General features: G+C 64.4%; 9 protein-coding genes. 4 read left to right on the top strand and 5 right to left on the bottom strand.

Features of this window, described 5'->3' with window-relative positions; all coding sequences use genetic code 11:
• Window positions 1-37 precede the first annotated feature (37 nt).
• From ACIBR0_RS24695 to dbpB (ACIBR0_RS24680), 4 genes are read left to right on the top strand one after another with little or no spacing between them, the layout of a single operon-like run.
• Complete coding sequence (locus ACIBR0_RS24695; protein WP_396719461.1) at window positions 38-922, top strand: hypothetical protein; 885 nt, start codon at window positions 38-40, stop codon at window positions 920-922.
• A complete protein-coding gene (gene dbpB, locus ACIBR0_RS24690; protein ID WP_396719459.1) occupies window positions 922-2,064 on the top strand; it encodes a DGQHR domain-containing protein DpdB in 1,143 nt (380 codons plus the stop codon). Before ACIBR0_RS24695 ends, dbpB (ACIBR0_RS24690) begins: the two co-directional genes overlap by 1 nt.
• A complete protein-coding gene (gene dpdA / locus ACIBR0_RS24685) occupies window positions 2,061-3,302 on the top strand; it encodes a tRNA-guanine transglycosylase DpdA (RefSeq protein ID WP_396719457.1) in 1,242 nt (413 codons plus the stop codon). The genes dbpB (ACIBR0_RS24690) and dpdA overlap by 4 nt, the downstream gene beginning before the upstream one ends.
• On the top strand, window positions 3,295-4,491 hold the full coding sequence (dbpB, locus tag ACIBR0_RS24680) for a DGQHR domain-containing protein DpdB (protein WP_396719455.1): 1,197 nt from the start codon (window positions 3,295-3,297) through the stop codon (window positions 4,489-4,491). Before dpdA ends, dbpB (ACIBR0_RS24680) begins: the two co-directional genes overlap by 8 nt.
• Before the next feature lie 152 nt (window positions 4,492-4,643).
• Here the strand turns inward: dbpB (ACIBR0_RS24680) and ACIBR0_RS24675 are convergent, their stop codons facing one another.
• Genes ACIBR0_RS24675 through ACIBR0_RS24655 form a run of 5 tightly spaced genes read right to left on the bottom strand, consistent with a single transcriptional unit; the run spans window position 4,644 to window position 15,156 of the window.
• A complete protein-coding gene (locus ACIBR0_RS24675; RefSeq protein ID WP_396719453.1) occupies window positions 4,644-7,529 on the bottom strand; it encodes an NACHT domain-containing protein in 2,886 nt (961 codons plus the stop codon).
• Window positions 7,522-9,522 carry a protein DpdD gene (dpdD, locus tag ACIBR0_RS24670; RefSeq protein ID WP_396719451.1) on the bottom strand — a complete coding sequence of 667 codons (2,001 nt, stop codon included), beginning with the start codon at window positions 9,520-9,522 and terminating at the stop codon, window positions 7,522-7,524. The genes ACIBR0_RS24675 and dpdD overlap by 8 nt, the downstream gene beginning before the upstream one ends.
• Window positions 9,519-10,037, bottom strand: a complete 519-nt coding sequence (gene dpdK, locus ACIBR0_RS24665; protein WP_396719449.1) for a phospholipase D-like domain-containing protein DpdK — start codon at window positions 10,035-10,037, stop codon at window positions 9,519-9,521. The genes dpdD and dpdK overlap by 4 nt, the downstream gene beginning before the upstream one ends.
• On the bottom strand, window positions 10,034-14,500 hold the full coding sequence (dpdJ, locus tag ACIBR0_RS24660) for a protein DpdJ (protein ID WP_396719447.1): 4,467 nt from the start codon (window positions 14,498-14,500) through the stop codon (window positions 10,034-10,036). Before dpdJ ends, dpdK begins: the two co-directional genes overlap by 4 nt.
• Window positions 14,497-15,156 (bottom strand): hypothetical protein, encoded by a 660-nt coding sequence (locus ACIBR0_RS24655; protein WP_396719445.1) that lies wholly within the window; start codon window positions 15,154-15,156, stop codon window positions 14,497-14,499. The genes dpdJ and ACIBR0_RS24655 overlap by 4 nt, the downstream gene beginning before the upstream one ends.
• Between the last annotated feature and the right edge of the window lie 6 nt (window positions 15,157-15,162).

Raw genomic sequence — 15,162 nt, 5'->3', positions numbered from 1 at the left:
CATCGTCGTGACCTGCGCAAACCGTAAGAATCTTACGGTGCCCGCCGCCCTGCGCGTCGGAGCCCTGTCGGACTACCTGCCGAGGCAGAGGCTCACGGAGTGGATACGACGACTCTCCGAACCCGGCCAACCTTCCACTGCCGCCACGTCACTCTATGCCGGTGAGCACTGGGCGGCAGCGCGTCGATTGGCCACCTCTGCACGCGTGGAGGCGCAACTCTGGGTTTGCTCGGCCGGGTACGGATTGATTCCTACCACCGCTCACGTCCGCCCCTACGCCGCGACTTTCGCATTGCGAGCTGAAGACTCGGTCGGGCGGAGCTCGACCGAAAACCGCGACTGGTGGCGCGGGCTGAGCGAGTGGGTGGGCCCGGAGCCCGGGTCCCCCCGGTCGTTCTACGACCTCGCCCGAAAGAACCCAGACGACACGATCATCGCCGTCCTATCGGACACCTACCTCCGGCCGTGCAGTGATGATCTCCGAAGGGCGGCAGGGCAACTACGCGACCCACAACGGCTGACGATCATCGGACCGACCCAGCCGGATCCCGACCTGAACAAACTGGTCGTTGGGGTGACCGCTCGGATGAGGCCGGCGGTCGGCGGCAGCCTGCTCGCCCTCAACGTCCGGGTCGCGCAACGCCTCGTCGGCGCTATTACCACGGACTCCGGCACCCACCGCCGCTCCCACCTCCGCGCCCTGGCCTACGAACTGGCAGCCACAGCACCCGAGCCGACGCCTCGGGCTCATCGCGAGCGCATGACCGACGACGAGGTCAAGGCCTTCATCCGGCCGCTCGCAGGCGCCGGGCGAACCTCGGCAACGCGCCTGCTTCGACAGCTACGAGACTCCGGCAAGTCATGCGAGCAGGCACGTTTCAGGCAACTGTTCGACGAGATCTCGTTGGATGTGCGCTGCTGATGCCGCCCGCACACGATCCCAAGACCATCGCGCGCCGTGCCCTGCGAATCGCGCAGCCCGGCACCCCGGCCCTCTATCTCTTCACGCTACAAGCGGAAGAGGTCCTCCAGATCGCGGACATCTCCCGCGTGAGTCGGGACGACGCCGGGAAGCTGATCGGCTACCAACGCCCGCAGGTGCGGAAACACATACAAGAGATCGTCGACTACCTCGACAGCGAAGCTGCCCTCTTTCCCAATCCCATCATCCTGGCCCTGTCCTCCAACGTACGGTTCCAGTCGAGCAGAGGACCGGGTGCCGCGGACGGACTCGCCACCTCCGGGCTACTGAACATTCCCTTGACGCAACCCGGCAAGCCCAAGCCCGCATGGATCGTAGACGGGCAGCAACGGGCCCTCGCGCTGTCCCGTACCCAGCGGCAGCAGTTTCCGGTGCCGGTGACCGCCTTCGTGGCGGACAGCGTCAGTTTCCAGCGCGACCAGTTCCTGCGCATCAACAACACCCGCCCGCTACCGCGTGGCCTGGTGACCGAACTCCTGCCGGAGGTCGACAGCCCGCTACCTCCCCGACTCGCCATACGGAAGGCACCCTCAGCTCTGTGCGACGTCCTGAACGGCGACAAGGCATCGCCCTTCTACGGGCTGATCAAACGGGCGTCGACCAACCGGCAGCAGGCACCGAACGCGGTGATCACCGACACCGTCGTCGTCGAGATGATCCAGGAGAGCCTCACCTCGCCGGCTGGGTGCCTCTTCCCGTACCGCGACGTCACCCGCAACGAGACCGACTTCGACGGAATCCTCCAGGCGCTCTGCACCTATTGGTCAGCGGTCCGTGACACCTTTCCTGACGCATGGGCCAAGCCACCGAGCAAGAGCCGGCTCATGCACGGAGCAGGCATACGGGCCATGGGACGACTGATGGATCGGGTGTTGGGCACGGTGGATGCCCGTCTCCCCGAGGCACCGGAACTGGTCAGCAAACACCTCGCGGTGATTGCGCCGCATTGTCAGTGGACAGGGGGAAAGTGGGACGAGCTCAACCTTCGGTGGAACGAGATTGAAAACCTGTCCCGCCATGTGCAGGAGTTGTCCAACTATCTCATCCGCGTCTACCTGAACGAACGGGCGGGAATTCGATGAAGTTCTTCTTTCCTGACAGTCAGGACCAGGTAGACCCCACGTTCGACTTCCTCAGTGAGGAACGCGACCCGTTCCGGGTGCGCCAACGCGACGATCTGTACGCGCACGAAGTGCTGAAGCCACCACCGTTCAACGGCCTCCTGGTGTCCAAGGCCATCGTGGACGGGACCGCCAGTTCCAGCACTGGCAAGTACACCGGACCCCAGCGCCACCGCCTGTACCGGCAAGGGGCAAGGGAGTTCTTTCGTCTCAACAACGGGAGTGCACCCTTGAAGATCATGGGCGATTGCGGTGCCTTCTCGTACGCCGCAGAAGAGTACCCGCCGTACAGCGTTGAGGAGGTGGTGGGCTTCTACGAGGGGTGCGGATTCGATTACGGCATCTCAGTCGATCATGTAATCTTTCAGTACGATCCGAAGATCGTTCGTACTGATAATGCCGCCGAAGAATGGGTGCGCAGACAACAGATCACTCTCGACTTGGCCGCCGATTTTTGGAGGCGGTGTAGCGCAAGCGATGTCCACTTCACTCCGCTTGGGGTCGCTCAGGGTTGGAGCCCGGAGTCCTACGCCTACGCTGTGAAGGAACTGCAACGGATCGGATATCGCCGCATCGCCCTCGGGGGCATGGTGCCTCTCAAGACGAATGAGATCCTAGCCTGCCTGCAGATGATCGATGACGTACGAGAGTCCGATACAGAGTTGCATCTCCTGGGAATCAGCCGTTGCGAAAAGATCCCAACTTTCGCTGACCATGGCGTGAGGAGTTTCGACAGCACCTCACCCTTCCGGCAGGCGTTCAAGGATGACCGAGACAATTACTACGCTCCCGATCGGACCTTCGTGGCACTCCGCGTCCCCCAGGTTGACGGGAACGCGAAACTTAAAGCAAGAATTCGCTCCGGCGAGATCAGCCAAGGGCACGCCATGCAATTGGAACGCATGGCACTGACTCGCCTTCGCCAGTTCGATAAGGACGAGGTCGACGTGGACGCCGCCCTAGATGCCCTAGCGGCCTATAGCGCCGTGTGGGATCGCAAGGCTGATCGGACCAGCCAATACCGCGAGACTCTTGAGAACCGGCCGTGGCGGGCCTGCGACTGCACGATCTGTGCATCAGTAGGAATTGAAGTCATCATCTTCCGCGGCGCCGAGCGTAACAAGCGTCGGGGCTTCCACAACCTACACGTGTTCGGCCAGCGAGTGCGCCGGCAGCTTGGAGAAGACGATCGTGACTAAGCAGGGCCGAAAGAGCGGAATGATCGAGGCGGAGAACCAAAAGAACGTGCTACACCTCCCCGCTCTCGAGATCAGGCAGGGCCCAAATCGCCGTCTCTACACCTTCGCAGTGGACGGGAAGCAAGTCCCGTCGTTCGCCGCCGTTTCGCGGGTTCGGCGCGACAACGAGCAACGCTTACATGGCTACCAACGGCCAGAGGTCCTCGCGCACGTGGCCGCGATCCGGCGCTATGTGGAGTCCGACGACAGCCCCCTGCTGCCTAACGCGATCGTGGTGGCCTTCGACGACCGAGTTCGCTTCGTTCCGGCTGACACCCCTACTGACGGCCCTCGCTACGTGCGCTCAGGAACTCTCCTGGTACCTGTCAGCGACGACTGGGAGGACGCCGACAAGCCAGGCTTCATCGTGGACGGCCAGCAGCGTTCCGCGGCCATCCGGGATGCAGACGTCGCGGCCTTCCCGATCTGCGTCACTGCCTTCATCACCGCCGACCAGGCTGACCACCGTTCGCAGTTCATCCTCGTTAACTCGACCAAGCCGCTTCCAAAGGGCCTCATTCACGAGCTGCTCCCGGCCGCCTCTGGCCCGCTGCCGAACCAGCTTCGCGTACGGCAGCTCCCCGCAACGGTTCTCGAGCGCCTTAACTTCGACGAACGTTCACCGCTGCGTCACATGATTCAAACCCCGACGAATCCTGCCGGCGTCATCAAAGACAACTCCATGCTGCGCATGCTCGAGAACAGCATCTCGGATGGCGTCCTGTATCGCTTCCGTGGCAGCGACAGCACATTGCCCAACATCGGACTGATGGTGACTGTACTGAGCGACTTCTGGACCGCAGTGCGGGAGGTGTTCGGTGAGGATGCGTGGGGTAAGCCCCCTCGCAAGTCGCGGCTGATGCATGGCGCTGGGATCATCAGCATGGGCTATCTGATGGACGCCATCGCCGACACGAATGGCAGTGGCCAGGACGTGCCGGACACTCAGGTATTTGCGACGGGACTGAAGACCGTCAACGACTACTGTCGCTGGACCGAGGGCACGTGGGATCTGGGGGACGGGATTCCCCGCCGCTGGAACGATGTTCAGAACACCCCTCGGGATATTCAGCGAATCACCGACTTCCTCGTCTCCACATACTATTCCAAGCAGGGAAAGCGGCACGATCGGTCGAGCCGACTCTTCTAGCGATGCCATCCGCAGGCGATTCGTCGCGGAGCGAAAGGTGGCCCTATGGACCCGGGGCCACCTTTCGTCGGCCTGCCAGTTCCTCCCCTGTCGAGACAGGACTGAATGCCAAATAACGTCAGAGACGACGTTTCGGCGCGCCCAGGTTAATACTAAGAACCGAGCGCACCACCGGCCGGGCGGCTCTGCAACACGTTTTTGATAATGTCGGCTACCGTGGAGGCCACAGCCCAGTCGTCGGGGTCGAGGGCGAGCAACCGTTGGGCAAGATGATTTGCCACCGCCGGCCGGTTGAGGGCTCGTGCGAGAGTCGCACGGTGATAGCGCGGCTGCTTGATTGCCGGCATTGGTTTGCTGCCGACAGAGGTTACCGCTATTCCGTCAAACGTTTGCAAGATGTCGTCCCACGCCCTGCCGTCTTCAAGGTCAAAGATGGCAGAAACTGCCACGTCTTCGCTACCAGTCCTGAAGTAGCCGGCGACTGTCTGATGGCATCGGTTTGCTCCGGTGTTGGCGGCAGCGCCTCCCCGTCGGGGTTGTCCCGGCATGCCCTTGACCCTCGGAGCGACCGAGCGAGTAAGGTAATGCGCCCTGATGACCGCGGCCTGGTCCGACCCGAACTCGGCGAAGTCACCCGCTGTGCGCTGTCGGCCAAGAGCAGCCAGCGCACCGGTGCCGCGGGCCCATCGGCGCATCATGATGGCTGCGGTTATGCGCTGGGGCGGGTCGGCAGCAAGACTGGTCTTGGCCACGTCAGCGATGAACGGGCCAAGCAGAGCCGAGCCCGTAAGCGCGGCCCGCTGCAGGATGTCGGAGGCATCCAAGAAACCGACAATGGGCGGGCTTTGCAGGACCTCGACTGCCTTCCGCACAAGCTTCATCTCGACCCTGGGCGAAGGCGCGGCGAACTTGTCGTCGAGGAGGTCCAGCGCCAGTCCGGCGGCCGGGTGCAAGTACATCGTCAGATAACTGCTTGTGTCGAGGTCTTCGAGCAGAACCAGAATTGCGTCGACGAGATGCCTTCGGTCGGTGGCGAGTCTTCCCGCTGCGAGTAGGAACGTGTTACGCCAATGTGCCGATAGCGCGATCGCTCGCAGCCTCTCCATAATCCCGCCGTCAGGGCCGGTGGTTAACGCGCGGGCGGCCATTAACTCCTGCAAGCTGCGTACATCGAAGCCGACGTCGTCGGCGTGTTTGGCGACAAGCAGCACGAGCCGGGTGGTGGCCGCGGCGGCGATCTGTTCGGCCAACCGTTGCGCCTCCTCGACTGGGTGGTCCTCCTTGTCGAGGATCTGTCGGGCCAGAGTCTGCACCTCGCGATTTGGAAGCGCGGCGTCCGCTTTGCCGCTGGACTCGGCCTGAATCTGCAGCCGCAGTCCGACCTTCTCGTGTAGTTGGTCAACGGTGCGGCGGTGCCGTTCGAGCAGCCGGGCGGTGGCGGTGTTCTTGGCAACCTCCCGGCCATAAATCGTGCGATAGTAGTCGGCGAACAGGGTATAGCGGTCCTGCGGTACCCGGGCCCGACCTTCTAGCAGAAGCGACATGATCGTCACCTGCAACGGGGTGACCATCAGGCGAGCGGTGAGTGGATCCCTGGCTGCCTCGCCAATTCGGGCGAGCACGTTAGCATGCGCGTCTGGGTCGTCCCCGAGACGGACGTCGGCGAGCTTCCGGGCGAACGCCTCAGCCTGCCCGCTAGTCAGCGGCATCAGGTGCAGGTGTTGGTACTGGTCCGGGCTGAACTCAGCGCTATAGCCCTGCGGCCGGGTCGTGGCGATGACCATCAAATCGGCGTCGACGCTCGCCGCGTCGATAAAGAAATCGGCGATCCGGTCGATCATCGCTTCGCGGACCTGCGGGGCGACGACCTCGTCGAAGCCGTCGAGGACGAGTAGCCACGGCCACGAGCTGAGCCAGGTCTTGAGCTGCCCGGCAGTGATGGTGTCGGCCCCGCGGTCGCTTATCTGGCTTGCGAGGTGCCTCAGGACGGAAGTGGCGGGGTTTCCGCCGAGGACGTCAGCGTACCCGCTGAGATCGAGGCGCAACGGCCATCGTTTGTTGATTGGAATTGGTAGCCCACTGGCGGCGAGGTGCTGGCGAAGGGTGGTTACGACACCAGCGGCCTGCGGCCCGATCGAGTCAAGGTCGCTGACTAGGTTTGCACGGTAGATTTGGCACAGTAACTGACCCACCGTGGTCTTGCCCTGGCCCGGTCCGCCCACCAGGACACGATGTGGCTCCGGTCCTTCGTAAATGCTAGGTCGCAGTACCCCATTACCCGCGATGATCATATGTTCGAGGACCTGAATAGGCCTGGAAGCAGGATCAGTGTCTCCGACTGCGGCCAACGCTTGCAAATCTACACCAACCTGACCGATTTGCAGCTTCTCATGTGCGCGAGACCCCGACTCGCCGAGGCGCACCCATTGCTCGGCAACGAGTTCCTTAGCGGCATGTCGATGCAGAACCTCACCGATGTTGATCACTTCGCCGAGCAGTACCTGGCGCAACTCGGTCAGTACGTCCCCGGAGGTGAGCAGCCCGGCGTAGGCGGCGCGGACCCCGGGGTAACTGTCGAGGAGCCGGCACACATGATCGTAGTGCCAGACTGCGTAAGCCTTCAGCGGCAAGCGGTCGGCGAAATCGCCGAAGACGTCCTCGACGGCGTCCAGGCCGTGGCCCGGCACAGCTGACAAAGGCACGTTGCTGATGAACAGCAAGTTGTCCGGTTTGGGATGACGGTTCGCGATAGGACTAATCCAGTCCTGCAACTCGGCACGGATCTGGCTTCGCAGCCATGTCGCGTTGGCGTCGGCACTCCCGGGCCGGGCGCGAAATTTTGCCTGTGCGACCGTGTAGCCGCTCCACTGCAGGCCCTCCTCTATTTCGAACACTGCATCCGTGGTCAGCTCGCGGCCACCGTCACGCCCAACGCCGTAAACCTTTACATTGGACGCCCCAATGAGGGCGGCGAGAAGCGATTGGCTCATGTGCTCGAACTCGGAGGTACCGAGTTGAGTCAGGCGATAGTCACCCACGGCTATAGTCTCCTCGGTTCAGTGCTGCCGTGGCTGCGCGCAGCAGCGAGGCCGAGCCACTGCCGTCGGCTTCTCGGATGAGGGTCATAGGCCTGCTGTTCGAGCGAATGAATCCGGTGGCGGCGTGAGTCGCACAGCGCGTCGCCATGACGACGACATCGGCCCGCCGTACCCACTGCTTCAGTTGGCGGCTGCCGACATGGTCGTGGCTGGTGATGATGTTCACCTGCGGTACGAGCGCAGCCAAGGCGGTGGTTACGCGATCGAGGACGCTCTCATCGAGCGAGTACAGGAGCAAGTCCTGCGCCGGCACGTCTGACCATGGCGAGGCCACCTCTTCATCAGTGGGCGGCCACGGTAGTTCAACGCCGACTTCAATGCTTAGTTGAGCCGCGAATCCCGCCTGATCGTGGTCGAGTCGGGTGCTGTGGTCACTGAGGGGTCGAAGCAGGCGGTAGCCGACACGTAGCCTGGCATCCGCATCGGGGCATGCGGATCGTGCCACGAGGTCGACGAGGTCGAGCACGACAGGGGCTCGGTCTGGGCCGGCCCATCGAGAAGCCTCAGCGGCTAGGTCGTCTAGGAGTTGTGCATAGGTAGCCGAATCGGGAGCCGACCGAAGCACGATTTCGGCGAGGGCGACAATGCCGGCCAAGTCTCCAGGGGTGAATCGGTCATGCGTGAGCGCGTTGGTGAGGAACTCGCGCGCTGACCTGGCGGCTGGGCGTAGGTAACGATCCGCGTCAACGAACGGGCCCACCAAGGCCCAGACTCTGTCGGCTGCTGCGTCGTCGAGTCGGCCCAGTACGGACGCAACCTCGTCGTCGGTCTCGGCGGCCGGTGGCCACAGCCGCCAGCGCTCGTCGGCGAGGACTTCGCCGATATCGGAGTCGGCTGCTACTGCACGTGCCAACTCAAGCCATGACGTGGGGGCAGCAATGGTGGTGCCCGCACCTTCGCCGTTCGCTTCACCTGCAACTTCGTTGGTTGCCTCCGATGGGCGCGCATGCAGATACTGAGCGGCCAGGTCAGGCGCCAGAGGCTCCAATGCGGCGAGGACGCCGGGTTGATTTCGCAGCAGTTCCGTGATGGGCGTGTTGTCCATGACGGGCGCTGCAAGGGCCAGCACGGTGAGCGCTTCGGGGCTCAACTCTGCCAGGGGGCCGTCCATCAGCGCGGGTACCAGTGTCCCGGCCTCGATGAGGCGTGCCCGTGCGGTCTCCAGTTCCCCGGCTGCGAGGGGTTCGGCCAACGCGGTGACGAAGATGGCTGCCAGGATGGCGTCGCGTACGGGAGTCGGTGGCCGCGTCGTGGCGACGTCCGGCAGTTCCGCCAGCCGCAGCAGTTCGGCATTTCGGCCGAGGCGGGCAAGGCGCTTAATGCGCAGATAAGCGACATTCGTCGCGCTCAAACCGCCCGTCGCCGACAACTGTTCGAGGAGCGATGCGGACGCGGCGTTGTCGCCGGCCGCCATGGCGATATCGAATTGGCTCAAGAGCCGGCCGACGGGCGTGGGCGCATGCCAGGAACGTCGCGGGCGGATCCGGACCGCCTGCTGGAGCAGCTTCACGGCATCCCACATGTGTTTCTCGGCCGAGCGTGGGCTGGAGATTACGAAGACGGAGGAGTGGCCCGCGAACCTCAGCACGGCTCGGTCTATTGGATCCTCGGGGTTGAGCCGGGCAGGTTGGCCGTGGAATCGTGCGAAGCTCGTTCCGATGAAGGCTTGGAGGAGTTCTCCCATGGCCGCCCCATGGCGTTCGTCCAGAGGGATGACGTACGCCACCCATTGCCGGGTTTCCGGATCCTGGCGCGGTAGGACAATGGGTACGTCCGAGCCCTCGTGAAGCACCTGCAGGTAGGGTACGAGCCGTCGGCCGATGATCGAGTCCGGATCGCGGTTTGGCCAGACCGGGTTCCCTGGCCCGAAGAACGTCTCGATGAGTTCATCGGCCCTGGCGGCGTAATCATTTCCAGTGCGACGGCCCGTCATTCCAATCCTCTGAATCGGTGCCGGAAGTCGAGGCGGGCGGTTGCAGCGGCTTCCGTGCCGACCTTGTAGGTCGTTGCCTCGTCGTTGATCTGCATTCCCCGCAGAGTCAGGTTCATTGAACCCGTGAGGAGCCATTGATCGCCGCAAAAGGTTTTCTCGTGTACGTCCTCGTGTTCCAGAAGTCGCAGGTTCTCGCCATTGGCATTGCGGCGGAGACGGTTCAGGAAGGTGTTGTTGTGTGGGTCGGGGCGCACGACGACCGCTACTCGGGCACCGTTATCGGTGAGCAGTGAGAGGACTTCCGATAACGTGTATATTCGGTTCGACGGGTCAATTAACACGCTGTCGTAACTGCCGCTGGTGTTATCGATGGCGGGCACGTCGCTGATCCATGGCGATACCAGCCAAAGGTGGCGGCTCGGGGCAACCAGTTCGGCGGTCAGGACGGTCGCCAACACCGCATCGATGCGCACGCCGGTCGCACGGCCGGTGCGGATAATTCGTTCCCACGTCACTGTGCCGCCTCGCGGATCTCAATCGTTGCTCTCAGGTAGCCGCCGTCGCGGGCGACGGCTCGTACGTCGCCGTACAGCCGCAGAACGTCCCGGTCGATTGTCACTGCGGGCACGGTACGCAGTGCGGCGCCGAAGGTCTGCGTCTGCTGTACCGGCGCGACGAGCACGACGGCGCCGCGGTCGCGTATTGCCGCCGTATATGCGGCCAGCCAGTCCGGGTAGTCCACGTTGACAACCGGGAGACGCTCGTCGTGTGCGGCCTGCGCCAGAAGTCGATCGATGATCTGCGTTCCTGCGTAAGGCTGGTAGTGCTGCAAGTGCTGCACTCGCGCCTTGCTTCCCCGCGGCCACAGCAAACTGAACACCTGGTCCGCGGTCAGGCTTGTACCGTCGGCGCCGGGAACGGCTAACCGCCCGGTGCCTACCATGTATGCGAATACGGCGCCTTCCACCTCGAAGCCAAGCCGCTGCTGCAGCCCGTCCCAGGCGCGAATGAGGCCAAGCACGGTGGCGTCTGTAGCGCTGGTCGTGCCCGGCCTCAGCAGTCGAGTTGACAGAGCCGCGATCGCTTGGTGGCGCGGATGTCCGGCCAGGGCTGCCCACGCCGAACGCAGCTGCTGCAGCGCGGCATCGGCCGCATGCGCCGAGGGAGCTTCGCGAAGCGCCGACATGGCCTGGGCGGCCGTTCCTGACGGTTGTGATACGACGTGATCGAGCAATTGCACGACGGTGCTGTGCACGTAGTCGTGGTCGCTTGGCCCCAGGGCGCTATCGACCAAGCCCCAGAACCGGCGGGGATTCTCGGCATAGTAGCGCACCAATTGTTCGATGATGCCCACCCCGCCGAGCGAGGTCTCGGTGAGCCAAATGGCGGCACGGCCGTCCCCCTCGGCTGACGGTACGACGTCGACGATGAGGTCGCGGTCTTGCGCGTCAGGACAAGCCCGTTGGGTGGCCGCCAGTATCGCGGCGGCCACGGTGTCGCGGTAGACGCGTTGCGCCAGGTCCGTGGTGAGGTGCCCAACGTCGTCGGCCCATAGCAGCCGAGCATGCCGGTCGAGACGGTCCGTCAGTCGGGCATCGGTACTGAGGTCGGTCAGTCCGGCGACAAGGCGGTCGGGTGCCGCAGCCGCGCCCGCGCCGGCGTCGCGGTAGAGCGCGCGCAGGATCTGCTGAATGTTATTGCGCCAGGCACCGCCGTGCAGCGAAGCATGGACGCGTTCGCCTGAACTGCCCGCCATGCCCGGCTCGGTGGCTGCCAGGGCGTACGCGGCCATGTACACCGTGGTGAGCCAGTTTCGTTGGAACGAGTTCGCGATTCCGTCGAGGGCTGGGTCCTGTGCCATGGCGCTGGTGAGCGCCAGCAGCCGCCACTCCGGCGATCTCAAGTGCTCCGCCACAGCCTTGCGAGTGACGTCGAGCGGAGCGAGGTCAAACCGGACCGCATCGACGTTCAACCGGAAGCCCAGTGCGGCGGATTGCCCGTCCATGCTGTACCGGACGCTGCTGGTGATCGTGCGCGTGGTCCCGCGTTCGTAGGTCGTTTCGCACTCGGCGCCGAGCGTCATCCGCCGGACCTCTGCCGGGTTGCCGGCGGCGCTTGTGGCGAAACCGACTGCGGTAATGCGGTCGGTCCAGGCGGAAGGCTTCGGGATGTTCGCCGCATAAAGGCCACTGGCGGGTTCGAGAATTTCTGACCCCCACACCGGCACACCCTGCGAGCGATCGGCTATCTCGCCGGGTGGTTGCTGCAGCGCCATGACATAGGGACGGAACACCTGCACGGGTTGATGCCCCGCCGGTGTCCATGCGCCCTGCGGGCTGTGGGTCTCGACGAAGCTCGTGATCTCAAGCGTGCCGTTGGCTCCACCGGCCGGTAGCGGCAACCAGGTGCGGTCGTTGCTGCGTCGGTGGCCGTAGCGTCGGCTGACTCGCCCGGGCACGGCTTCGCGCAGCGCTCGTTCGATCGGAAGGGCTTCCGCTTCTTCGGTGAACGGCAGCCGGAAATTGACCTCCGGAACGTTGAGCGGCTGGTACAGGGCGGTGGTCAGAAACTCGGGAAGCAGGCTGCCGGGGTGAGCCCCCGGGTCCGGATCCACGGGCCGCCATCGGCAACGTAGCCGCCGCAGTGCGGTGGGTGCCACACTGAGCAGGAGGGCACGAGGCTGCTCCCACAGCAGCGCTTGGGCCTCGTCAGCGCTGATGCCGAGGGCCCGGCGCAGATGAACCATCAGGCTGTCCTGCAACGCTTGATCCGTGATGAGCCGTTCGAGCAGGTCGGCCAGCGCCTGCTCCTGTCCTGAATCTGCTGGCCTTGCGTCCGGCCGCGGAGCTGTCAGTAGTCGGCGTGGATCGATACGGGCCTGAGGTAGCGTCGCGGCGAGCCAGTCCAGTAGCGCCTGGGCGCCTTGGATCTTGAGGACGAAGCGGTTGCGGACGGGCAGGCGGCGCGCCGTCAGTTCGGGTGAGAACAGGGCGTCGTATGCCTGGTAGGCCAACCTGTCCCGCCCATAGTCCGACAGGGTGATGACGGTCCACGGACGCGTTCCGCGGCGGCGTCCGGCACGACCGCGTCGCTGAATAAAGGCGGCAGCGTCATGCGGCGCTTTGTGCTGAAGCACAAGCCCGACCCGGTCGTCGTCGTAGCCCACCTCGAGCGAGGCGGTGGCAACGACAAGATCGGCATCGTAGTCCACTCCGACGTCCTGCGAGGACGTGCGGCCCACCCGCAACTCCCCGACAACGGCGTCCGGGTCCAGGTCGCGCCCGACTTGCCGCACTAAGTCCCACGATTGGCCGTCGGTGAATCGTTCGGCTCGAAACGGTGCATCCGGCGAGCGCAACCCGGCTAGGACTCGCCCCGCACGGCGCTGCCCGCGCCGGGTACCTCCTCCCTCTGCGTCACGCAGGTCGTCGTAGAACCGGTTGGTGACGTCGAGGTCATCGGTGAACAGGAAGCCACGTGATCCATAGAGCATCTCCCGACCACGAAGGTCCAGCACCCGGCCGTAGAGCATTGCCGTCTGAATGGACGTCGACAGTTGGCTCGCGCCGGAGACCGGGTCCGCGCGCACAGCGATCGCGTATTCTCGGCCCTCTTCCTCCAGATCCTCGGCCTGCGGCGTGACGTAGTCGACCGAAACATCCGGCAGCCCGGTGAGCTGCGCGAAGAACGCTGCGGCGTCGCGAAGTGTGGCGCTGAGACCCACGAATGTCACGGTGCTTCGCACCGCATGTCGCCATCGCCGTAGTAGCAGGCCGACCTGGGCACCGTGCATGCCGGTGTAGGTATGTACCTCGTCCAGCAGTACCAGCGATGGCCGGCGTGGGCCGCGCCAACCGAGAAGTTGACCGAGCCCGGGATCGGTCGCGTTGCGGTTGAGCATCTCCGTGGTGGTGAACAGCAGGTCCGGTGGATTGCCGCGCAGATTTTCGCGAGTCAACACGACGTCGTCGATGACGAGGCCACAGGATGCGTGGAAGCACCGCAGCCGGTCTCGGTTCTCGGCTTGGTCCTTCCTAGACCAGACGAGGTTGTGCCGGCAGCGGGGGCATGCCAGGTAGGGGCATACGGCATCCCCGCTGCGACCGGTCCACGAGCGGGCCAAATGCGATGTTCGCGCTTGCAACTGCTGGGCATTCTGCGGCGTGTCCCCGTAGAGCACACCGATCCGCAGCCGTCGTCCCGTTCCCGACTCCAAACCGCCGTTTACACGAAGGGCGGTGGCGACTGCTTCCCGTAACTGGTCGCGCAGCAGTTCGATGCGCGGATAGAGCGCCAGCGTGTGGACCCCACCTCCGCCCTTGCGAGCGTGCTCTGCCATCGCCGCGAAGGCGGGGAGGTAGAAACCCAGCGTCTTGCCGCTACCTGTGCCGGCGCCGACGATCACGCCGGTGCTCTGGCCCGCGTGCAGAGCGTTCGTGATCGCCCACGTAGCGTCTACCTGGAACCGGGCCACGGTGGGATGGCTCAGCTGGGCACGGGCAGTTTGGGTGTGCCAGGCCGTCCAGGCGTCAGAGCGGGCGAGTTCCTGCAGCGCGTCGTCGACGGGGATGTTGCGTCGCGGATAACGACGGCGAGCGGTGTGCAGTCGATAATCCGCTACCAGCGTTCGGCCCTGCTCCCACCAGCGTGCCGGAGGCGACGCGAGGTCCCGGGGCCCGAACAGCTGTCGCAGACGGGTGGTCAGTCGGACGGTTTCGGCCATCCTCGTGCGGTAGCGGGGCGGTGAGGTGGCCGGGATCCGGAACAGTAGGGCGGCGTCCAGCAGGACTGCGAGGACCTCGTCTTCGGCGACGTCTAGCAACGTCTGGCCTTCGAGGAGTTGCCCGGCGATTGCCTCGAGCACCTCCTCATGAGCGAGGCTCCCGGTGGTCACGCCCCACGCCAGTAGAGGAAGTTCGAGGTCCTCCAGATCGTCGAGGACGCCTGACAGGAAGCGTTCATCGAGTCCCTGTGTCACAAACCCCTCCGATGTAGTTCGATCTGATCGGCGAGGCCGTACTCCCGTAGGAGAGCGATATCTGCATTGGAGACCTGGTCAAGCGTGACGCGTCGGCTCAGTCGTGACAGTAACTGCTCAAGCTCCGGATCAGGTTCACGCAGATTATCGAGCGCCTCCTTCAAGCCGGCATGGGCCGCTACAAAGGAGGAAACCTCCCGCGCGTGCGGCACGTCGATCTTGTTAAGCCTCTTCAGTTCGCCGAGTATGGTCTGCTCGGCGCGCTGGTCGGCTGCGGACAGGACCGCCAACCGCTGTACCGGCAGTTCGGCCAGCCGCTCACTAGTCCACTGCAGCCATGCTTGCGCTAGCGTGGCGCGGACGCGTTGTAGGACAGCGTCGACGCTACGGCGAGCGGCCACGATGGCTTGAACCGACGGCAACCCTCCCGCGGCCAGCCGCGAGAACCTCTCTCGGCCGTCGTCCACCCTGCTGACATCGACGTCGACGCCCTGCTCATGTAGTGCGCGAGCCGCTTCCACCAGTCGGCGAAGCCGCTCCAGCGCGCCGCCTAGATCCTCGGCTTGAGTGAGGACGCGCTTGGCGTTGTCCTCCGCCTCGGATCCTTCCCGCAGCCGATTCGCCTCTGCGGTGAGCGCCCTTGCCTTGTCCAGCACAGACAT

Origin of the sequence: Micromonospora sp. NPDC049497, from assembly GCF_044465805.1 — a bacterium.
Taxonomy (GTDB): domain Bacteria; phylum Actinomycetota; class Actinomycetes; order Mycobacteriales; family Micromonosporaceae; genus Micromonospora.
Note: the sequence above shows the minus strand (reverse complement) of the source record. Positions and strands in the feature narration are given on the sequence as shown.